At 53.5% G+C, this 21,610-nt stretch carries 22 protein-coding genes; 4 read left to right on the top strand and 18 right to left on the bottom strand.

Going from position 1 to position 21,610, the window contains the following annotated elements; genetic code table 11:
• Positions 1-248: 248 nt before the first annotated feature.
• Together OGV98_RS05430 and narP are read left to right on the top strand one after the other, a co-directional pair.
• A complete protein-coding gene (locus OGV98_RS05430) occupies positions 249-875 on the top strand; it encodes a hypothetical protein (RefSeq protein ID WP_003840038.1) in 627 nt (208 codons plus the stop codon).
• 461 nt (positions 876-1,336) lie between these two features.
• Positions 1,337-1,984 (top strand): nitrate/nitrite response regulator protein NarP, encoded by a 648-nt coding sequence (narP, locus tag OGV98_RS05425; RefSeq protein WP_003027518.1) that lies wholly within the window; start codon positions 1,337-1,339, stop codon positions 1,982-1,984.
• A gap of 101 nt (positions 1,985-2,085) precedes the next feature.
• Here the strand turns inward: narP and OGV98_RS05420 are convergent, their stop codons facing one another.
• The 15 genes from OGV98_RS05420 to napF form a co-directional block, all read right to left on the bottom strand.
• The gene (locus OGV98_RS05420) at positions 2,086-3,135 is read right to left on the bottom strand and encodes a cytochrome c-type biogenesis protein CcmH (protein ID WP_202581148.1); all 1,050 of its coding nucleotides are present in this window, start codon (positions 3,133-3,135) and stop codon (positions 2,086-2,088) included.
• On the bottom strand, positions 3,132-3,689 hold the full coding sequence (gene dsbE / locus OGV98_RS05415) for a thiol:disulfide interchange protein DsbE (protein WP_286551074.1): 558 nt from the start codon (positions 3,687-3,689) through the stop codon (positions 3,132-3,134). The genes OGV98_RS05420 and dsbE overlap by 4 nt, the downstream gene beginning before the upstream one ends.
• Complete coding sequence (locus OGV98_RS05410; protein ID WP_057101386.1) at positions 3,686-5,641, bottom strand: heme lyase CcmF/NrfE family subunit; 1,956 nt, start codon at positions 5,639-5,641, stop codon at positions 3,686-3,688. The genes dsbE and OGV98_RS05410 overlap by 4 nt, the downstream gene beginning before the upstream one ends.
• Positions 5,638-6,117 (bottom strand): cytochrome c maturation protein CcmE, encoded by a 480-nt coding sequence (gene ccmE / locus OGV98_RS05405; RefSeq protein WP_003834619.1) that lies wholly within the window; start codon positions 6,115-6,117, stop codon positions 5,638-5,640. Before ccmE ends, OGV98_RS05410 begins: the two co-directional genes overlap by 4 nt.
• Positions 6,114-6,326: a heme exporter protein CcmD gene (gene ccmD / locus OGV98_RS05400; protein ID WP_003027536.1), complete on the bottom strand. Its 213-nt coding sequence runs from the start codon at positions 6,324-6,326 to the stop codon at positions 6,114-6,116. The genes ccmE and ccmD overlap by 4 nt, the downstream gene beginning before the upstream one ends.
• Positions 6,323-7,060 carry a heme ABC transporter permease gene (locus OGV98_RS05395; RefSeq protein ID WP_003027538.1) on the bottom strand — a complete coding sequence of 246 codons (738 nt, stop codon included), beginning with the start codon at positions 7,058-7,060 and terminating at the stop codon, positions 6,323-6,325. The genes ccmD and OGV98_RS05395 overlap by 4 nt, the downstream gene beginning before the upstream one ends.
• Before the next feature lie 76 nt (positions 7,061-7,136).
• Entirely contained in the window at positions 7,137-7,796 is a 660-nt protein-coding gene (gene ccmB, locus OGV98_RS05390) for a heme exporter protein CcmB (RefSeq protein WP_003027542.1), read from the bottom strand.
• Positions 7,793-8,413: a cytochrome c biogenesis heme-transporting ATPase CcmA gene (gene ccmA / locus OGV98_RS05385; protein WP_003027545.1), complete on the bottom strand. Its 621-nt coding sequence runs from the start codon at positions 8,411-8,413 to the stop codon at positions 7,793-7,795. The genes ccmB and ccmA overlap by 4 nt, the downstream gene beginning before the upstream one ends.
• A gap of 20 nt (positions 8,414-8,433) precedes the next feature.
• Positions 8,434-9,036, bottom strand: a complete 603-nt coding sequence (gene napC / locus OGV98_RS05380; RefSeq protein WP_003027548.1) for a cytochrome c-type protein NapC — start codon at positions 9,034-9,036, stop codon at positions 8,434-8,436.
• 9 nt (positions 9,037-9,045) lie between these two features.
• Positions 9,046-9,495, bottom strand: a complete 450-nt coding sequence (napB, locus tag OGV98_RS05375; protein ID WP_003839442.1) for a nitrate reductase cytochrome c-type subunit — start codon at positions 9,493-9,495, stop codon at positions 9,046-9,048.
• A complete protein-coding gene (napH, locus tag OGV98_RS05370) occupies positions 9,492-10,355 on the bottom strand; it encodes a quinol dehydrogenase ferredoxin subunit NapH (RefSeq protein WP_003027552.1) in 864 nt (287 codons plus the stop codon). Before napH ends, napB begins: the two co-directional genes overlap by 4 nt.
• Positions 10,342-11,037 carry a ferredoxin-type protein NapG gene (gene napG / locus OGV98_RS05365; protein WP_003027555.1) on the bottom strand — a complete coding sequence of 232 codons (696 nt, stop codon included), beginning with the start codon at positions 11,035-11,037 and terminating at the stop codon, positions 10,342-10,344. Before napG ends, napH begins: the two co-directional genes overlap by 14 nt.
• Before the next feature lie 6 nt (positions 11,038-11,043).
• Positions 11,044-13,530: a nitrate reductase catalytic subunit NapA gene (napA, locus tag OGV98_RS05360; RefSeq protein ID WP_003027558.1), complete on the bottom strand. Its 2,487-nt coding sequence runs from the start codon at positions 13,528-13,530 to the stop codon at positions 11,044-11,046.
• On the bottom strand, positions 13,527-13,790 hold the full coding sequence (napD, locus tag OGV98_RS05355; RefSeq protein WP_032936605.1) for a chaperone NapD: 264 nt from the start codon (positions 13,788-13,790) through the stop codon (positions 13,527-13,529). The genes napA and napD overlap by 4 nt, the downstream gene beginning before the upstream one ends.
• On the bottom strand, positions 13,780-14,271 hold the full coding sequence (gene napF, locus OGV98_RS05350; protein ID WP_003027564.1) for a ferredoxin-type protein NapF: 492 nt from the start codon (positions 14,269-14,271) through the stop codon (positions 13,780-13,782). Before napF ends, napD begins: the two co-directional genes overlap by 11 nt.
• Before the next feature lie 412 nt (positions 14,272-14,683).
• Here napF and eco point away from each other — a divergent pair, with 412 nt between their 5' ends.
• Positions 14,684-15,181 (top strand): serine protease inhibitor ecotin, encoded by a 498-nt coding sequence (eco, locus tag OGV98_RS05345; protein WP_044711545.1) that lies wholly within the window; start codon positions 14,684-14,686, stop codon positions 15,179-15,181.
• Between the two features lie 92 nt (positions 15,182-15,273).
• On the opposite strand, the gene mqo is transcribed toward eco, so the two are convergent.
• The gene (gene mqo, locus OGV98_RS05340) at positions 15,274-16,935 is read right to left on the bottom strand and encodes a malate dehydrogenase (quinone) (protein ID WP_202581147.1); all 1,662 of its coding nucleotides are present in this window, start codon (positions 16,933-16,935) and stop codon (positions 15,274-15,276) included.
• Positions 16,936-17,213: 278 nt separating this feature from the next.
• On the opposite strand from mqo, the gene OGV98_RS05335 reads away from it, so the two are divergent.
• Complete coding sequence (locus tag OGV98_RS05335) at positions 17,214-18,461, top strand: SulP family inorganic anion transporter (protein WP_202581146.1); 1,248 nt, start codon at positions 17,214-17,216, stop codon at positions 18,459-18,461.
• On the opposite strand, the gene mgtE is transcribed toward OGV98_RS05335, so the two are convergent.
• Positions 18,424-19,860 (bottom strand): magnesium transporter, encoded by a 1,437-nt coding sequence (gene mgtE, locus OGV98_RS05330; RefSeq protein ID WP_003027576.1) that lies wholly within the window; start codon positions 19,858-19,860, stop codon positions 18,424-18,426. The genes OGV98_RS05335 and mgtE overlap by 38 nt on opposite strands.
• A 105-nt stretch (positions 19,861-19,965) precedes the next feature.
• Positions 19,966-21,609: a multidrug ABC transporter permease/ATP-binding protein gene (locus tag OGV98_RS05325; RefSeq protein ID WP_003027580.1), complete on the bottom strand. Its 1,644-nt coding sequence runs from the start codon at positions 21,607-21,609 to the stop codon at positions 19,966-19,968.
• Position 21,610 lies beyond the last annotated feature (1 nt).

Genomic DNA, 21,610 nt, shown 5'->3' with positions numbered 1-21,610 from the left:
CTCAACCCACATGGGGAAATTAGAGCCGGTTAAAAGTTGTGAGCCACTCATTTATGTTACTCAGACCAAGTCTGAGTAAGGCTATCACACATAACTAAATTTAATTTATGGTGCAGGGAGTAGACAGTGTACATATCAATATTTACTTCTCAACGATGATCTGCGTCGTTTAAGACCGACATCACTATATTAAGGGAAGTGCATATATATGATGATATTGACTTTTTTTCACACGGAGCTAAAGTTAAATGTCTAAACGTAAGTCTAAAATTTACGAAAATCCCGGTCTTGACTCAACAATCTTTGTTGAACCGCAGCAAATTGCCAATACAGCCAATGCATTTCGTGAAGTGGTAAATAGCCTTAATAATGGCTATCTAGACGTACACGATGTTAGACGGAATGTCCTTTATACCAACGCAACTTTAGCGATTGAGCTTTATTTTAAAGCATTCTTGGTCAAAAGAATTCCTGCGCCTTACGATTTCACCATCGAAAATGGCCAGGCTACAAAAGCTGAATTCGATGATGAAAACCGCGTGACTAATTGGCATTCACGCCTAGATCTTCTTGAAGAACATAAAACGCACAACTTAAAAAAGCTTTTCAATGCACTTAGCGACACACAAAAAAAATGTGTCACACAAGAGATTTTGCAAACATGTAACACGATCCAGACCGCTACGGATCTATTGCAATTCCTTGACACTATTAGGAACTACTTTGTTGATAAGCGTTATGAATTCCAAGAATTCATCTATGGTGTTCCAAAAGACTCAAATATTATCTATACCTTGATTCCCGTCTTAAATGCCATTGGTAAAGTGCTTGCTAACCCACCAAATGCACCATTTCCAGACATGACTTTGTTATAAGGAAGGTTATAGTTTCAATGTTATTAAGCTCCTTTTTAGAAACATAAAGGTCTAATCTGATCTAAAGCATCTAAACAACATGGGAGAAACGTCCCCTAACCTATTGATGTATATAGAGCAGATTTTGGCATAAAAGCACTGTTTGTTTACACATGCAAATAGCAATTAGAACCAGCAATGGCGCGGCTCTCAGTGTTTCATAAGCGGTGTCATGGGGTGTCGGGGGTAGGAGGTTCAAATCCTCTCGTGCCGACCAAAAATCCCCGAAAAAACAACCTTAGGGCTGGTTTTTTATGTCTGAGATTCATCATTCCTGAGTATTACTACGGCTTTCAGTACAGGTTTTACTACTTACCCATGCACAAATTGGGGTAAAATTTATCCTCTCATCAGCGTGATGAATCTGGACGATTGATGCGCTGAAAACAATAATGATACTAATAAAAACTCAGGAGAATAGTATGCCTGAAGCAACGCCTTTTCGGGTGCTGATTGTTGACGACCACCCACTGATGCGGCGAGGAATTAGTCAATTATTGCAACTTGATCCCGCCTTTAACGTAGTCGCGGAAGCGGGTGATGGTGCCAGCGCTATCGACCTGGCAAACCGCCTGGACCTTGATGTGATCCTACTGGATCTCAATATGAAAGGGATGAGCGGACTGGATACCCTGAATGCGCTGCGTCGGGATGGCGTCACCGCGCAAATTATTATTCTTACCGTATCGGATGCCGCCAACGATGTGTACGCTCTAATTGATGCCGGCGCGGATGGTTATTTACTTAAAGACAGCGATCCTGAAGTCCTGCTGGAGGCTATTCGCAGTGGTGCCAAAGGTGGTAAAGCCTTTAGTACCCGCGTCAGCGAATATTTGCGCGAGCGCGACCTGTTTGGCGCTCAGGAAGACCCATTCAGCGTTCTCACCGAACGCGAACTGGATGTGTTACATGAACTTGCTCAGGGGCTGTCGAACAAACAGATTGCATCAGTGCTGAATATTTCTGAACAGACGGTGAAGGTGCATATTCGCAATCTGCTGCGCAAACTCAACGTGCGTTCTCGTGTAGCTGCCACCATTCTATTTTTACAAACACGCGGCATGCAGTAATCAGATATTGCCCGATAGCGCTACGCTTATCGGGCCTACAAGTCACGTGCATCAGTAGGCCGGATAAGACGCTTTGCGTCGCCATCCGGCATCTTCCACTCTTACTTCTCCTGCGGCGTTAGCTGCTCCATCGCCTGCTTAATGCTGCGTTCTATCACCGCCCGACGGGTATCATTGGCCGGTAATAATTTCAGCATCATCTCCCATGCCGCAACCGCCTCGCCAAAGCGCTGCTGTTCAAAAGCGTTAAACGCATACATGCTGAGAACCCGCACGTTGGCATGTTCGCCGCGTACCAACTGGCGTAGCAGCTCCCCTCCCCGACGGTTATCGTCAGGATCGGAAGAACGGGTCAGCGCTTCCGCATAGCCCAGCGCAGCATCGCTGTTTTTCGGATCCAGTCGATAAGCATTGGCATAGGCTTCAGTGGCCGTACTGGCGTTACCAAGTACCATGCCAATGCGCCCAAGCATGATCCAACCTTCAACGTTGGCAGGATCGGCTTGTAAGCGAGTGCGCAAACCCAACGCCAGACGCGTCATATCTTCTTCATTGAGCGGATCAGCTTTTGGATCCAACGCCCGCTCCAACAGCATAGGTGCCTGAGCGGTGGCCTGTTGCCAGATCTGAACCTGCTTATAGTTGCCGGTTTCATAATAGCTCACTGCGCCAACCCCCAGCGCCACCACGATGCCGGGCACAAACAACCCGAACCCACCGCGCTTGCCATCCGGGATAACGTCATCAGGAAACTCTTCCTGTTTTACCCGGACACGTCGGCGAGTACGGGCGAAAATAATCCAGCCACCCAGACCAATCGCAACCACCGGCATCACCCACAAAAGTACAGTAAGCGGCGTCAACGGCGGATCGTAAGTGACGAAATTGCCGTAGCGGGCCACCATGTAGTCGACAATCTCTTTCTGACTTTTTCCTTCCTGCATCAGTTCGTACACTTTCTGACGCAGGTCGGTGGCAATCATCGAGTTAGAATCGGCAATACTGTTGTTCTGACATTTAGGACAGCGCAACTGTTCGGTAAGCTGACGGAACTGCTGCTCCTGCGCTTCATCCTTAAACTGCATCACATCGATGGTCGCAAGGGCGGATCCCGAGATAACCAGCATCAGCAGGCCCAGTAAAAATCTCATTGCGCAGCCTCCCTACTGTACTTATCCCACAACGGTTTGATCTCGCTCTCCCACACCCTGGCATTCAAATCGCCGGCATGGCGATAGCGAATAATACCTTTCCCGTCGATCAGGAACGTCTCCGGCGCACCGTACACGCCAAGATCCAGACCAAGCATACCGTCGCCGTCAAACAGGCTTAATGAGTAAGGATTGCCCAGCTCTTTCAGCCAGACAATGGCTTTCTGACGATCGTCTTTATAGTTCAGCCCCACTACCCGCACGCCCTGCGCAGACAGCTGATTCAGGTACTGATGTTCGGCGCGACAGGTCGGACACCAGGTCGCCCAGACGTTCAGCAGTACCGGTTTGCCCTGGGTCAGCACATCGGCCTGATAATGCTGCCCCGGATTTTCCAGCGATTCGAGGCGGAATGTCGGAACGGGTTTGCCGATCAGCGCCGACTCCAGATTAGTGGGATCGTCCCCCTGAGCGTTACGCGCCAGCTGCCACAGCAGCGCCGCCGCAATGATCAGAAAAATAATAAACGGAATTAACAGTGCGTTGCGCTTCATACAGCCTCCGACGCATTTTTTTGCACCGCGGCGCGAGGACGCGTGCGCTGACGATAGCGTGGATCAAACAGGCAGAACAATCCGCCCAGCGCCATCAGCAATCCTCCGGCCCAAATCCAGCGAATAAACGGTTTGTAGTACAGACGCACAGCCCATGCGCCGTTATCCAGTTCTTCACCCAGCGCAGCGTACAGATCGCGTGTGAATCCGCCGTCAATTGCCGCTTCAGTCATCATCGAACTGGTGCTGTTATAGAAGCGTTTTTCCGCATGCAGCGTAGCTTCTGGTTTACCATCTCGGGTAACGCCAATAATGGCGACACCGCCCCGGTAGTTAGGTCCGGTAATATCTTTCACTTCGCGGAACGTGAACTGATAGTTATGGATACTGACGCTATCACCTGCCTTCATGCGCACATCGCGTTCAACACTGTAGTTCTGGCTAAAGGCAATACCGACAATAGTAATCGCCAGCCCAACGTGGCCCGACACCATGCCCCAATAGCTTGGTGTTAACTTCGTTCCGCGGGAAACTCGCAGGAACGCTTCGGACACCGCCAGCACGAATATCCAGCATGCCATCGCCAGACCCACCACCGTCATAGCGGCAATGCGATCCTCAAACAGCCACGGCAGCAGCAGCGATATAACAAGCGTGGTGACAAACGCGATAATCAGTAACGTTTTCAGTTTACGCGGTCGGTCACGGCCCCAGCGCACTAATGGCCCTATTCCCAGCAACAGCGCGAACGGTGCCATCAGCCAGGTAAACATGGTGTTGAAGAACGGCTCGCCAATCGAAATGCTGCCCAGCCCCAGCTGTTTGTGCACCAACGGCAGCAGCGTACCCAATAGCACCACCAGCATGGCGGCAATAAGCAGAACGTTGTTGCCCAACAGCAGAGATTCACGCGACCACAGCGCGTTGTTTACCCGTGAGCGGACCTTGTGACCGCGAACCGCAAACAGCAGCAGGGAGCCGCCAATCACTAATACCATAAAGGCCAGAATAAACATCCCGCGCGACGGATCGGAGGCAAAAGCATGCACCGACACCAGCACGCCGGAGCGCACCAGGAAAGTCCCCAACAGGCAAAGCGAGAATGCGCAGATTGACAGCAGCAGCGTCCAGGCTTTAAAGCTGGCACGCTGTTCGGTGACCGACAACGAGTGCATCAGCGCCGTTCCCACCAGCCATGGCATAAACGAGGCATTTTCAACTGGATCCCAGAACCACCAGCCGCCCCAGCCCAGCTCGTAATAGGCCCAGGCGGAACCGAGCACAATACCCAGCGTCAGGAACACCCACGCCGCCAGCGTCCACGGACGCGAAAAACGGGCGAAGGTACTGTCCAGTCGGCCACTCATCAACGCGGCAATCGCAAACGCAAAGGCCACGGAGAAACCGACATACCCCATGTACAGCAACGGCGGATGGAAAATCAGCCCCGGATCCTGCAACAGCGGGTTCAGGTCGCGCCCTTCAATAGGGAAGTTGGGCAACGTACGGGCAAATGGATTGGAGGTAAACAGAATAAACAGCAGAAAGCCAACGCTGACCATCCCCATCACCGCCAGCACGCGGGCGACGATGTCCAGCGGCATACGCTGGCTGAATGCCGCAACGGCGAACGTCCAGCCGCTCATCAACAGTACCCACAGCAGCAGAGAGCCTTCATGCGCGCCCCAGGTTGCTGCCACCCGATACCAGACCGGAAGCTGGGTATTGGAGTTGCTGGCAACGTAGGTGACGGTAAAGTCATTAACCACGAAGGCGTTGACCAGAATCAGGAACGCGCCCATCACACAGATAAACAACACCCAGGCAAAGGGCCGCGCGGAAGCCATCATCCGTACATCGCCGCGCGCTACGCCCCACAGCGGATAGACCGACAGCAGTAACGCCACGCCTAGCGCAAGGCACAACAGCGCATTGCCAATTTCAGGCATCATGACGTTTTATCCTTATACACGCTTTCCGGACGACGATGGTTTTCCTGCATCGCTTTTTCAACTTCTGGCGGGGTGTAATTTTCATCATGTTTGGCCAGAACCTCTTTGGCCTGTACATGATTTCCCTCGTCCAGTTCGCCCTGAACAACAACACCCTGCCCTTCGCGGAACAGATCCGGCAGAATACCTTCATAGGTTACATCCACCACACCTTCGGCGTCATAGATGCTGAAATTCACCTTTAATGACTGCGGATCGCGCTTTACGCTACCGGGCATCACCATACCGCCCACGCGCAGACGCTGACCGACTTCAGGCATCTGCTGCGTTTCGCGCTTACCGTAGAGTATCTCTCCCGGCGTATAGAACAGGTCAATATTGGAACGCAGCGCATAAAGCACCAGCGTAATGGTCAAAGCCAGACCCGCCAGTACCGCACAGGCTATCCATAACCGATTTTTACGTCGAATATTCACGCCGCCTCCCGTTGCACTTGCGCCGCACGCATACGTGCTTCTCTCGCCCGCTGCTGCGCTACACCGCGTAAAATTGCGCGATGCTGTAACGTGGAATGCACTACCAGCACCACCAGCGGGATAACGCTCATCGCTACGGCAAGCCAGACATACAAGGCGTAGCCGCCCATCGCGAAAAAATCACTCCATGATGCAAATGCAGGGGTCATTGGCGGCCTCTTTTTAAGATCAGTTCGCTCACCCACGGGCGGCGTTTTTCCATCATCAAAATCAGGTTACGCATGCGCATCAGCGCCAGCGTGACAAACAGTAACAGGTAGCCGACGATCGCCAGACGCAGCGGCGTACGCATCGCCGGATCTATGCTTTGCTGCATGCGGGTAGAACCCTGATGCAGCGTATTCCACCACTCAACCGAGTAGTGGATAATCGGTAAGTTGACCACGCCAATCAGCACCAGAATACCGGCGGCACGACCTGCCAGACGGCGGTCATCAAAGGCATGCCACAGCGCAATGGCGCCAACGTAGAGAAACAGCAGCACCAGTTCAGAGGTGAGTCGGGCATCCCAAACCCACCAGGTTCCCCACATCGGTTTGCCCCATGCGGAACCTGTCACCAGCGCAATAAAGGTAAACACTGCACCAATCGGCGCCATCGCAGCCAGCGCCAGATTGGCCATTTTCATCTGCCAGACCAGGCCGATAAACGCGGCAACGGCCATCGAGGCGTAAATGCCCATCGACCAGATTGCCGCCGGAACGTGCAGATAAATAATGCGATAGCTCTGCCCCTGCTGATAGTCTGCAGGCGCAAAACCAAAGCCCCAGACCCATCCCGTTATCAGTACCACCGCGCTGGCAATCGCCAGCCACGGGATAAACCAGCCACAGATCTGATAGAGCCGAGGGGGCATCGCCAATTGATGAAGTGTTTTCCACATAGTTCAGTCACCAGACTCCATAAATTAAAATCCGTTGTGCCGGAGCGCCTTGCCCGGCCTGCACATCTAATTCTCGTTACTGCACGCTTATCCGTAACGCCGCGGCTGTGGCAAACGGGCTTAACGTGGCGCTGCCGACCAGCAACGCACCCAGAATCGCCATGTACCCTTCAACCGGTAAGTGCATAGAAGCCGCATCCATCGCGGCGGTCGCAAAAATCAGTAAGGGTATGGTGAGCGGAAGTACCAGCACGCTTAACAGCACGCCGCCGCGCTTTAAGCCCACCGTCAACCCTACGCCCGGCGCGCCGAGAAAACCCAGCGTCGGCGTTCCGAGTAACAAGGTCAGCGCCATAATTTTCCAGCCGTACATATCCATGCCCAGCAACAGCGCCACCAGCGGCGAGAGGATCAGCAGCGGCAGACCTGTCACGACCCAGTGCGCCATCACTTTCGCCAGCACCACGGCCGGTAGCGGTAACGGCAGCAGCATCAGTTGCTCAAGGCTGCCATCCTGTAAGTCATCACGAAATAGCCGTTCCAGCGCCAGCAATGACGCCAGTAGCGCCGCAACCCAGATGATGCCCGGCGCTATGCGCGCCAGCAGCTGTGGCTCCGGCCCAATACTCAGGGGGAACAGCGTAATAACAATCAGGAAGAACCATAAAGGATTAGCAATTTCCGCACTATGACGAAACGCAACTCGCAGTTCTAAACGAAAGATTCGCCACATCATTGCGTTGCCCTCTCACTGGTCAGCGCAATACGTCGCACTTTATCGGTTTCAACATTGAGCGGTTGGTGGGTGGTGAGAATAACAATACCGCCCTGCTCCGTATGCTGCGCCATACGCTGAGTCAGTCGCTCAACGCCGTTAACATCAATGGCGGTAAAGGGTTCATCGAGGATCCACAGTCGGGCGCGGGTCAGCCACAAACGGGCCAGCGCCACGCGCCGCTGTTGTCCGGCGGAAAGTTGGTTCACTGGGATATCTTCATATCCGGCAAGTCCCGCCTGCGCCAGCGCAGCCAGACACTGCGCGATGTCGCCGTCATGATGGAAGAAACGCAGGTTCTCCAACGCCGAAAGCCGGGTTTTTATCCCCGGCTGATGTCCAATCCACAGTAGTTGCTGATGGTAGCTGTCCCGCACGTGATGCAGCGGTTGCTCTTGCCAGCAAACCTCCCCTGCGTCGGGACGCGCCAGCCCGGTAAGCAACCGCAGCAGAGTGGTTTTCCCTGCGCCGTTGCTGCCGGTAATTTGTACCCATTCCCCTGCGTTGACGCGAAATGACAACTCGCTGAACAGTATTCTGTCATCCCGCTCGCAAAGTAATTCTCTGGCTTCAAGCATACCTGGTTATCTACATCCTGTTAAAAGCCCGGTTTGACTTCGCGCATATCAGGCAGTTTGTGCGCTATCCCTTTATGGCAGTCAATACAGGTTTGCCCGTCTTTCACGGCCTGGTCGTGCATTTTGGCCGCGACGCCTTTCTGGGCGGTTAAATCCATAAACTCGAAGTTGTGACAGTTTCGACACTCTTGCGAATTGTTATCTTTCATACGCCGCCACTCATTTTGCGCCATCGTTAAACGATGATCTTCAAATTTCTGCGGTGTATCTATTAACCCCAGTGCTTTCGCGTACAGCTCTTTACTGGCCTTGATCTTACGGATCATTTTCGGGCCCCACTCGTGTGGGACATGGCAATCAGGGCAAGTCGCTCGCACACCACTGCGGTTGTTGTAGTGTACGGTTTCCATGTATTCCTGGTACACCGTATTGCGCATTTCGTGACAGCTAATGCAGAACTCTTCTGTATTGGCCTTTTCCATACCGGTATTAAAGCCGCCCCAGAAAATAATGCCGCCCACAAAGCCGATTAACAACAGCGTGCCGAGCGCCAGACGGCTGGGGCGACGCCACCATTGCCAGACGCGCTTAATCCAGCCTGGTTTACGGTTAGAATTTTCCATAATGACCTCTTATTTCCCGTAACCTTTCGAGGGGGTGAAGGTATTTTCAACAATCGGCGCGGCGTCAGCCTGCGGAACGTGACATTGCAGACAGAAATAACGACGCGGCGCGACTTCAGCCAATACCTTGCCGTCGCTATCCATAAAGTGCGTCGGACTGATGCGCGGCGCACCGGTGGTACGATAGCTTTCCACACCGTGGCATTGCAGGCAGCGGTTGGTGTTAGTCGTCACCTGATATCCTTCAACGCTGTGCGGAACCATCGGCGGCTGATTCACATAGTTCAGCGGCATACGCACTTGCTCTTTCGGCATGCGAATCGCCCCTTCCTGTGTTCCTGAGACTTCCGGTGACTGGCTCAGATCCACTCCGTTTGCAGCCCAAACTGCCCCACTGACTAGCAAGGCCAGCGCGGCCATCCATTGACTCAGCGCTTTAATCAGGTCATGGCTTTTCATGATTTCGCTCCCGAACTCCATCGTGTTGTTATTGTAAAAACATCCTCAGAACAGACATCCACACAGCGACCGCAGGCCATGCAATCGCGACTGGTTACCTGCACCGGACTTTGCTCATCCAGCACCGGCGCACGTAGCACATGCGGTTCCGGGCAAACATGAAAACAATCCATACAGCGGTTACATCTGTTACGTTCTTTTGCCGAAACGGTTAATGCACCTTTACTTCCCACCACGCTATACAGCGCACCCAGTGGGCAGAGATGCCCGCACCAGCCATGCTCAACGACCAGTAAATCAAATAAAAACAGCGCGAGGATCAGCAACGCTCCGCTACCGAATCCCATTACCAGGCTACGTCCCAGCAAAGAAACCGGGTTTATCCACTCCCACAGCAGCGTACCAGTCAGCGCTGAACCAACCAGAATGACCACCAGCAGGACGTACCGTATATGGCGCGGCAGGGTCGCAGACTGATTCAGGTCAAACCTTCTGCGCAACCAGCTGGCTAAATCGGTGACCGGGTTCATAGGACAAACCCAACTGCAAAACAGTCGCTTACCGGCCAGGGCATACAGCACCGTAATGATGGCTGCCCCCGTTAACGCCACCGTCGCTGGCAGATGCCCGCTGGCCAGGCTTTGCAGAGTAATCAGCGGATCGGTGAACGGGATAGCGTCCAGCAACAGGCTGCTACTGTAGTTGCCATGCAGAATCCAAACACCAAGCCACGGGCCGCTAAGGAACATCGCCAGTATCAGAAACTGACTCAGACGACGCAGCAGCAGCCAACGATGACTCTTCCACCATCCTTTTTTTGCCTGCGCTTCACGCCCGGCATCACGTTTACGATTTGCCATTGTTCCCCTCCAGCCAACCGAAGCGGTAATGGTGTCCTAACTCCCCTTTCGCCAGCGACAACGGCAGCACTTTTATTGCTGGCTGCTCCAGTACGCAGACTTTTTCGCATTTCCCACAGCCGGTACAGGCATCGCTGTGCACGGTAGGAATAAACCGCGCATGCTTGCCGGTACGCATGTTACGGTCCAGCTCCAGGGTGATCGCCTCATCGATTTTCGGGCACTCGCGATAGCAAACGTCACAGCGTAATCCCTGATAGTTGAGGCAGTTTTCGTGATCCAGCAGTACCGCCAGCCCCATACGCGAATCGTCAATGGATTCAATTTCTCTGTCCAACGCGCCGCTGGGGCAGACTTTGGCGCATGGAATGTCCTCACACATTTCGCAGGGAATATCACGGGCAATGAAATATGGCGTACCAGCCGCCAGCCCGGAGGCCAGCGTCGCCAGCTTCAGCGTGTCATACGGACATGCCTGAACGCACTGACCGCAACGTACGCAAGCGCTGGCAAATGCCTCCTCGCTCAGTGCACCTGGCGGGCGCAACCGCACGCCGGTTGCGCGTGCGGTTTGTTGTTGCAACCCCAGCGCCACGCCAACGACGGCCAGCCCGCCCGCTGCGCGAACCATATCGCGCAGAAAGCGGCGGCGGCCATTTTGGGGTTTTGCTGACCGGGACATAACGCGTTACACCTTCGCCAGTTTCACTGCGCACTTCTTGAAATCCGTCTCTTTTGAGAGCGGATCCGTCGCATCCAGCGTCAGGTTGTTCACCAGCTGTGCGGCGTCGAAGAACGGCATGTACACCAGCCCCTGCGGCGGACGGTTACGACCGCGTGTTTCAACAATCGAAATCACTTCGCCACGACGGGAAATCACTTTGACCTTATCGCCACGACGCAGATCGCGTGCTTTTGCATCCAGCGGGTGGATGAACAGCACAGCTTCCGGGAAAGCGCGGTGCAGTTCAGGCACACGACGCGTCATACTGCCGGTATGCCAGTGTTCCAGAACACGTCCGGTGGATAGCCACAGGTCATATTCTTTATCCGGCGCTTCAGCAGCAGGCTCAAACGGCAGCGCGAAGATAACCGCTTTACCGTCCGGTTTACCGTAGAACTTGTAGCTTTCACCTGCTTTCACGTAAGGGTCGTTGCCTTCGCTGTAGCGCCACTGGGTCTCTTTGCCTTCAACGACCGGCCAGCGTAAACCGCGGGCTTTGTGGTAATCGTCAAATGGCGCAAGGTCATGCCCGTGGCCGCGACCAAACCAGGCGTACTCTTCGAACAACCCTTTTTGCAGATAGAAGCCCAGCTCGCGGGATTCATCATTCAGTTGATCTTCAGCCAGTTCAGTCACCGGGAATTTTGTCACTGCTGGCGTGGCAAACAGCACGTCATACAGCGTTTTGCCACGCAGCTCCGGCTTTTGTGCCAGCAGCTCTTCGGGCCACACTTCTTCTGTTTTGAAGCGACGAGAGAACTGCACCAGTTGCCACAGATCCGACTTCGATTCGCCCGGTGCTTTAATCTGCTGACGCCAGAACTGTGTACGGCGTTCAGCGTTACCGTAGGCACCTTCTTTCTCTACCCACATCGCAGTCGGCAGGATCAGGTCAGCAGACAAGGCGCTGACCGTCGGGTACGGATCGGAGACAATGATGAAGTTGCGCGGATCGCGCCAGCCCGGCATACGCTCCTCATTGATGTTCGGACCAGCCTGCATGTTGTTGGTACACATCGCCCAGTAGACATTGAGCTTGCCATCTTTCAGCGCGCGGTCTTGCGCCACGGCGTGCAGACCGATTTTTGCCGGAATGGTCCCTGACGGAATATTCCAGTGCTTCTCGCAGATATCGCGGTGTTTTTCGTTTGTCACCACCATGTCCGCAGGCAGACGATGGGAGAATGTACCGACTTCACGCGCGGTGCCGCAGGCGGAAGGCTGGCCGGTCAGAGAGAACGGGCCGCAGCCTGGCTGGGAGATTTTGCCAGTCAGCAAGTGCAGGTTATAGACCAGGTTGTTGGCCCATACACCGCGGGTGTGCTGGTTAAAGCCCATCGTCCAGTAGGAGATGACTTTTTTCTTCGGATCGGCATACAGCTGCGCCAGCTGTTCCAGCTGATCTTTTGGTACGCCGGTCATTTCGGCGGTTTTATCCAGCGTGTACTCAGCAACGAAGGCTTTGTAATCCTCAAAGCTCATCGGTTCAGAGGCATCGGATCCCGGGTTTTTCGCCGCTTTTTCCAGCGGATGGGTCGGACGCAGACCGTAGCCGATGTCCGTCACGCCTTTACGCAGGTTGACGTGCTTGCTAAAGAAATCCTGGTTAATCGCATTGTTTTGAATGATGTAGTTCGCGATGTAGTTGAGGATCACCAGATCGGTTTGCGGCGTGAAGACCATACCGTTATCCGCCAGCTCAAAGCTGCGGTGCTGGAAAGTGGAGAGAACCGCGACGTTGACGTTAGGATCGGACAGACGACGGTTGGTGATGCGCGACCACAGGATCGGGTGCATCTCTGCCATATTCGCGCCCCACAGGACGAAGGCGTCTGCATGTTCGATATCGTCATAGCAGCCCATCGGTTCATCCATACCGAAGGTACGCATAAAGCCGACTACCGCTGAGGCCATGCAGTGACGTGCGTTCGGGTCGATGTTATTGGAACGGAAACCCGCTTTAAACAATTTGGCAGCGGCATAACCTTCCCAAATCGTCCACTGGCCAGAGCCGAACATGCCGATAGATTCCGGGCCTTTCTCTTTCATCGACGTTTTGAATTTCTCTTCCATCACGTCAAAAGCCTGGTCCCAGCTAATCGGGGTGAACTCACCTTCTTTATGATATTTGCCGTCTTTCATGCGCAGCATCGGCTGCGTTAAACGGTCTTTTCCGTACATGATTTTCGGCAGGAAGTAACCTTTGATGCAGTTAAGCCCACGGTTAACCGGCGCATCCGGATCGCCCTGGCATGCCACAACACGCCCTTGCTGCGTTCCGACCAATACGCCGCAGCCCGTCCCGCAAAAACGGCACGGGGCTTTGTCCCATTTGATGGCTTCTTGCTGACCGACTACCGCGCGGGCAACGCCCGGCACGCTTAACCCGGCAGCCGCCGCAGCGGCCGCAACGGCGTTAGCTTTCATAAAGCTACGACGACTGAGTTTCATGGTGTTTCCTCACCTTGCTCATCCTGCTGGTGATAAACCAGCGACACCGCCAGCACGCCCGCAACGTTGCGCACTGACTCAATTGTTTTCATTAGCGTTTCACTTTGATCAGCTTCCACCACCACAATCAACTGACCACTTTCCACATCGCTGAGGGCAACTTCGCAACCGGGAAAGGAACGCAACTGCGTGGCGATATCGTTGATATGCTGGCTTTTGGCCTGAACGACCAGGCTGCAGACCTGCCAGTTATTGTCCATGGTTGTACTCCGCGTTAATGGCTGATACCGGGCAGATAGCGACACAGGCGCCACATCCGTTACAGTCCTGATTGTCGAGCTGCGGCTGATAAATGCCGGACAGCGTGGGGCGAAAGGTTATTGCCATGGGCTCACAGCTATCCTGACAGCGGTGACATTCAACGGACTGATGTGCGAGACAGTTTTCCCCAATCGTAAAGTTCAGATCCCATGCCCTGGTGTGGCGCGGAAGAAAAAGTGATTCGGGACAGGCTTCTGCGCAGGCATAGCAAAAGCTGCACTCGCCGTGTTTGAAATTTACGCTCGGGTAACCACCCTGGCCTCGCTGCAGGATGTCGGTTTCGCACGCCTGGATGCAGGCGTCACAACGGAGGCAATGGGCCAGAAAGTGAGAGTCTTCCTTGCTCCACGGCGGACGGATCCCTGCGCTGGCGTTTCGCCAACTGCCTGTCAACATGCCTCGACGGGATAAATCAACCATGACATTGTCCTTCCATAATGACGCCCTCCCTCGGCGGGTTGAACGACATAAAAAACTGCACTATTTATGAGTAGTTATTTTTAGCCGTAAGATATTTCAGGATGTGTTAGAGGTGCATACCCCAATTGGGGTAAATGCTGTTGCCGGATCAAAGGAGTGTTGAGTTGGCGGGAAAAAATGCGCTTTTGCTCACATTTCAATGAGTTATATAGCCACGTATATAGCGATTCAATATTAAGATAATAATCTCATGTTTAAGATGATTCTTAGAATATATCGCTACATTGAACGTAAACTATTGCTGGATACACTTAAAATATAAGTAAATACAGATTAATTGATGATGCGAATATGTTAACCTGCCCCTGACTCGTTCAAAAGACAGAAGAAAGGAAACACTGTGAACAATAAGATGAAGACAATTGTCCCTGCCGTACTTTTCGCCGCCTTTGCCAGCACCTCTGCATGGGCTGCCAGTAACGATACCGCCGCTCAGCCGCTGGAAAAAGTCGCCCCTTATCCTAAGGCGGAAAAGGGTATGAAGCGCCAGGTTATCCAGCTTACTCCTGAGAAAGATGAATCTACTCTGAAAGTAGAACTGCTGATCGGACAAACGCTGGAAGTTGACTGCAACCAACACCGCCTGGGTGGCGAACTGGACAGCAAAACGCTGGAAGGTTGGGGATATGACTACTACGTCTTCGACAAAGTCACATCTCCGGTTTCAACCATGATGGCCTGCCCGGACGGTAAGAAAGAGAAGAAATTCATTACTGCGTATCTGGGTGATGACGGCATGCTCCGTTACAACAGCAAGCTGCCGATTGTGGTCTACACCCCGGAAAACGTGGACGTTAAATACCGTATCTGGAAAGCAGAAGATAAAATTCAAGACGCAGTCGCGCGCTAAGTCAGGATGTGCCGGATGGCGGCGTACCGCCTTATCCGGCCTACAGATGCATAAAACAGGCCGGATAAGCGCAGCGCCATCCGGCATTGTATTTACAGTGCGATATCCGCGACGGCTTTCTGTTCAGGCTGCGGTTGTGCCTGAGGTTTCAGCTGTGGTTTCGGTGCTTCATCAGCAACCTGCGGCTTGTCATATTTCAGACCCAGAACCTCACTGGTGTACTGCAACTCTTGTTCCGTAGCCTCAACGTTACCGTTCAGCTTAGTACCATAAGACGGAATGATGGTTTTCAGCTTCGCCTGCCACTCGGGGCTGGCCACTTTATCTTTAAACACTTTTTCCATCAGATGCAGCATGATCGGTGCCGCGGTTGATGCGCCCGGAGAAGCTCCCAGCAGCGCAGCAATCGTGCCTTCTTTATCGCTGACGACTTCAGTACCCAGACGCAACACGCCGCCCTTCTCCGCATCGCTTTTGATGATCTGTACACGCTGGCCCGCCTGCCATAAACGCCAGTCTTCTTTTTTCGCCTGCGGATAGTACTCTTGCAGCGCAGCAAAACGGTCGTCGTCGCTGAGCATCACCTGGCTCACCAGATATTTCACCAGAGCGAAGTTATCCAGACCCACGTTGACCATCGGCATAAAGTTCGACGTGGTGGTCGAGCTGAGCAGATCCCACAATGAACCGTTTTTCAGGAACTTGGTGGAGAATGTCGCGAATGGCCCAAACAGCACAACGCGCTTGCCATCAAGGATACGCGTGTCGATGTGCGGTACGGACATCGGCGGCGCGCCAACGGAGGCCTGACCATACACTTTCGCCAGGTGGCGGTTGACTACGTCCGGATTGTCCGCAACCAGGAACTGCCCGCCCACCGGGAATCCGGCATAGCCTTTCGCTTCCGGAATGTCGGTTTCCTGCAACAGCTTCAGCGCAGCGCCACCGGCACCGATAAAGACAAACTTCGCCTTGATATCATGTTCCGCTTCGTTATTTTTCAGATCGGCGACCGTGACCGTCCAGCTATTGTCGGCATTACGCTTAAAACCACGCACTTCGGTGCTCAACTGCAGCGCAAAGTTCGGCTTTTTCTGCAATGAAGTAATCAACTGGCGCGTGATTTCGCCGTAGTTCACGTCAGTACCAATCTCGGTACGCGTTGCTGCGACTTTCTGCTGCGGATCGCGGCCTTCCATGACCAGCGGCGCCCACTCTTTAATCTGCTCATGGTCTTCGGAATAACGCATACCTCGGAACAGCGTACTCTGCTGTAGTGCTGTATAACGGGCACGCAGGAAGTTCACGTTCTCGTCACCCCAGACAAAACTCATGTGCGGAACGGTGGTGATAAATGAACGCGGGTCATGCATCACGCCATTATTGACCTGCCAGGCCCAAAACTGGCGGGAAATCTGGAAGGCTTCGTTAATTTCGACTGCCTTTTCAATGCTGATGCTACCGTCGGCCTTTTTAGGCGTGTAGTTCAGCTCCATCAGTGCGGAGTGTCCCGTTCCGGCGTTATTCCAGCCATTTGAGCTTTCCTGCGCTACACCATCCAGTCGCTCAACCATGGTCATTGACCATTGCGGCTCCAGCTCCTGTAAATAGGTTCCCAGCGTGGCGCTCATGATGCCGCCGCCAATCAACAGTACATCCGTTTCCTGCTCTTCCGCCGCTTTCGCTTTTGCCGCCATCGAGACAACATTCAGCCCTACAGCCATGGTGAAGAGCATGGCAGTCACTTTTTTCATAATGTTAATGCCTTACTTTTAGTATCGCTTTTTTGCTTTTAATGCAGGTGAAAATCGAGCGGCATCAACGGTAACACTTAAGTAAAAATAATTAAATATTGTTTATAAATTATATTTAATTTTTAAAAATGTTATTAACACGTTGATAGTTTATACGGTTATTGACAATCATTTCTGGAAACCAGTCCGTCAGACGGGTACTATGCTGCGCTTTGCTATTCACCGCACGGATGCCTGTCGGTCTGCTGTATCAGGCCATTTTTGACCTGAGTGTAACTATGTCTGCAACTCAACATTCCTCTGTCGCAGTCGCGGAAAACGCGGCCCGAGCCGTGCTGCGCCAACCCCGTCTGCTGGTTCGCGAAACACTGGCCGGTGTGGTAACCGCCCTGGCGCTGATCCCGGAAGTGATTTCGTTTTCCGTTATCGCAGGCGTTGATCCTAAAGTCAGTTTGATCGCCTCCGTCGTACTGTGCCTGGCGATGTCCTTTTTAGGTGGTCGTCCCGCAATGGTTACCGCCGCTGCAGGATCGGTTGCGCTGGTGATTGGTCCGATGGTGCATCAACACGGCGTGCAATACATCCTGCCTGCAGTGGTGCTGGCCGGGATGATTCAGATCCTGTTTGGTGTATTGGGAATGGCACGTCTGATGCGATTCATCCCTACGGCCGTGATGACCGGATTTGTCAACGCACTAGGTGTTTTGATTTTCTTTGCCCAGGTCCCTCATTTCTGGGGGAAAAGCCCGCTCATCTGGGGGCTGTTTGTCCTGACGCTGCTGATTGTGCTGTGGGTTCCGCGGTTTATTAAAGCTATCCCCGCACCGCTTATCGCCATCGTGCTGCTGACCGTGTTCACTGTCACCAGCGGGCAACTGTTACCGACCGTCGGTGACGAAGGTTCGATGAGCGGCGGCCTGCCGGGTTTCACCCAGTTGTTGGTTCCGCTCAACCTGCAAACGCTGGCGATTATCTGGCCCTGCGCGCTGAGTATCGCTTTTGTCGGTTTGATGGAGTCGCTGTTGACCGCCCGTCTGGTGGATGACCTGACGGTGACGCCGTCGAATAAGAATCGCGAGAGTGCCGGGCTGGGGATAGCCAATATTCTGGCCGGATTTTATGGCGGCATCGCCGGGTGCGCGATGATTGGTCAAACCATCGTTAACGTCGAGATGGGCAAAGGACGCAGCCGCGTCTCGACGGTTGCCGCCGGACTGGTATTACTACTGTTAGTCACTGGGTTAAGCGAAGTGATGGCAGAAATACCCATGTCGGTGCTGGCGGGAATTATGGTGATTGTGGCGGTAAAAACCTTCAGTTGGCACAGCATCCAGCCCGCCACGCTGAGGAAACTCCCCGTCACTGAAACGCTGGTGATGCTGGTGACCGTCGCTGCCACGGTATCCACCGGCAACCTGGCGATTGGCGTGGTTGCCGGGGTGATGGCAATGCTCATTCTGCCACGTATCGTCAGAAGCAAACGCGCGGCTACATCAGAAACAGCGTTGCCAGACCGAGAAAAATAAAGAAACCGCCGGTATCGGTAATAGCCGTAATCATGACGCTCGAGCCAACCGCCGGGTCGCGCCCGAGCTTCACCATCGTCATCGGAATGATGACCCCCATTAATGCTGCCATCAACAAATTAAGCATCATCGCCAGGGTCATTACTCCGCCGAGCGCCATGTCATCGTACAGCCACCAGGTAATACCGCCCATAATTCCGCCCCATACGAGGCCATTAATCACTGCAACACCCATTTCGCGCAGGATCAAAAACGTCAGATTCCCCGGCTGAATATTTTGTAGCGCCAGCGCGCGGACGATCATGGTGATGGTTTGATTCCCGGTATTGCCGCCAATTCCCGCCACAATTGGCATCAGCGAGGCCAGCGCCACCAGTTGCGAAATCGTATGTTCAAAACCGTCGATCACCCGCGAGGCGATAAAGGCGGTACAGAGGTTAACGGCCAGCCACGCCCAACGGGTTTTTACCGCTTTGGTAACGGGCGCAAACACATCCTCTCCGGCGCTTAAGCCCCCCATTCGACGCAAATCGGTATCAGTTTCTTCATAGACCACATCGACGATCTCATCGATAGTTAAGCGGCCCATCAGCTTGCCTGAAGGGTCAACGACTGCAGCACTGACCAGGTCGTCACGTTCGAAGGTACGTGCAGCGTTTTCAGCGATATCGTCCGGAGAAAAGGTGAGCGGGTCATCTTCCATCACCTCGCTGACTTTGCGTTGCACATCATTGAGCAGGATGCAGGTTAGCGTCAGTTCTCCAACCAGCACTTTATTGCGATCGGTCACGAAGAGTTTATCGGTGTTCTCCGGCATTTTGCCCAACCGTCGCAGGTAGCGTTGCACCACTTCCAGCGTCACGTCCGGACGCACGGTGATGACTTCGAACTCCATAATCGCGCCGACGCGATTCTTCTCGTAATGCATTACCTGGCGGACACGCGCCCGCTCTTCGGCTGGTAACGTCGCCAGCAACCGTCCAGTGAGGTTACGCGGGAGATGCTGCACCAGATAAATCTGTTCATCGATATCGAGATATTGCAGCGCATCCAGTATTTCGCGGTCACTCATCTCATCGATCAGGTCGTCCCAGACGTTTTCAGACGCCTCAAGCAGGACGTTACCACGCTTTTCACTTTCGACCAGTCGCCACAGGGCGTGACGCTCTTCTGAAGGTAATGCTTCGAGGGTATCGGCTAAATCGGGAGGCGGCAGGTGGGCGACCAGCGCCCCTACCTCAGCAATATCGTCGGCTAACGTACCGACGTCATATTGCTCAGCCAGGGTAAGCTTGCCCAACAGTGTTGAAATAATGGCTTTATCAGTGGTCAGCAGCCAGATAAGGCGCGCACGCTCTTCATCACGCAGCCTGGCGCTGTTTTTGTTTATTACGGACATTAATCATAAATCCATGATATGAAATATCATTAATCATGATGCTGATTTATGTAAATAACAATAAACAGTGCCGCCGGGTGGCTAAAAAACCGGCGGCACGTAGGATCAGGCTGTGCGAGCCACCGCGTCACGCGAGGCGGCTTCACGTTCATCGCCCAGCAGTTCACTCAACTGTCCGTTACGCATTTCCAGCAGCCTGTCGGCATGAATAAAATAGTGATCGTCGTGGCTAATGGCGAAAATGGTTTTGCCCATTTCCTGCATCAAAGGCAATAGCACCTGATAGAACTCCCGGCGGAAATGGGGATCCTGATCGGCAGCCCATTCGTCCAGCAGAATGATGTCGCGCTCCTCCGCCAGGGCCAGCAGCAGCGCCACGCGTTTCTTCTGCCCTTTCGACAGCTTCAGATTGAGGATACGGCCATCGCTCAGCTCCAGCTTGTGCCCCATCTTCAGATGTTCCAGCCACTTCGCGACCAGCTGCGGATTAGCCTCTTTACCTTCCGGCCCCAGCAGTTTGTCGAACAGCCAGACGTCGGTAAACACGGCGGAGAATAGCTTGCGGTAGTCTTCCGGTTTTTCAACGGCAACGGCCTTACCATCAAGCAATATTTCGCCTGACTGCGGCTGGTATAGACCAGTCAGTAACATCGCCAGCGTAGATTTCCCGCTACCGTTACCGCCAATCAGAAAGATCAGTTCACCGCGATGAATCGTCAGATTCACGGGTCCAACGGAGAAGGCGTTATCCTGATAGTGGAAAACCACGTTACGTAACTCCAACGTCTGCCAGTTCGGAAACGCATTTGGACGTGGGAATTCGGCCTTAAAGGGCGCAAGGGCAAACCTGTTCAGCTTGTTGAACGCTACCTGCGCGGTGAGCAGCGTCGGTAGCGCGCCAACGGCAGAGAGCAGCGGCGTGCGCAAAAATAGCAGGGTCAGCGAATAGGTCGCCGCCACGGCGGTATCCGCCCAGCCCAGACTGTTGGCCATCCAGAACACCAAACCAATGGCGCCCAGCATCATAATGTTCGACCAGTTGACTGCGCTCAGGTGGAAAGTATCGGCGCGAATAATGTGGTGACGGTACTCTTTGGCATCCGGGACGTACATCTGATTAAAGATATGCTCGGCACGCTCACGGTTGAGCGTCAGCTCTTTGCGCCCTTCCAGCACCGTTTGATAATCGTTGTACAACTTATCTTCAGTTTCGCGCAAGGTGGCCATGTGTTTATACACCCGCGCCACCAGCACAAATCCGCCCCAGATGGTGATTGCCATCCAGATTGCCGTCACCAGCAACATTTTAGTCGACAGCATCGCCAGATACGCCGCCGATCCGACTGTCAGGATAATCCCCTGTACCAGCTCAGGCAGACGAACAAAGGCGATGGTGATGTTGCGGATATCACTGGTTAAACCCGCCAGCAACGAGGCGCTGCCAAGCTGTTCGATGCGCTCGACGTGGGTGTCCAGAATCCGTTTGATAAATTCGCTACGCAGTCGGTAGACAAAGTGGTGTCCCAGCGTGGTGAGCGCCAGTTGTGAACCGAGGGTGACGGCCATCAATAACAGCAGCAGGCCAAGAAACTCCGGTAGCACCATCAGCGTGGTGTCGACCGTTTCAATCAGACGCTGGTTGATAAACGCAATCAGCCCAATCCCCAACGCGGCGCTGGCGAGGCTGAGCGCCATCACGCTGATAAATGGCCAGCGATACTGCCGCCAGACAAGAAGTAAAAGTTCCATG

Origin of the sequence: Citrobacter sp. Cf136 (genome assembly GCF_030333815.1) — a bacterium.
Lineage (GTDB): Bacteria > Pseudomonadota > Gammaproteobacteria > Enterobacterales > Enterobacteriaceae > Citrobacter > Citrobacter freundii.
Note: the sequence above shows the minus strand (reverse complement) of the source record. Positions and strands in the feature narration are given on the sequence as shown.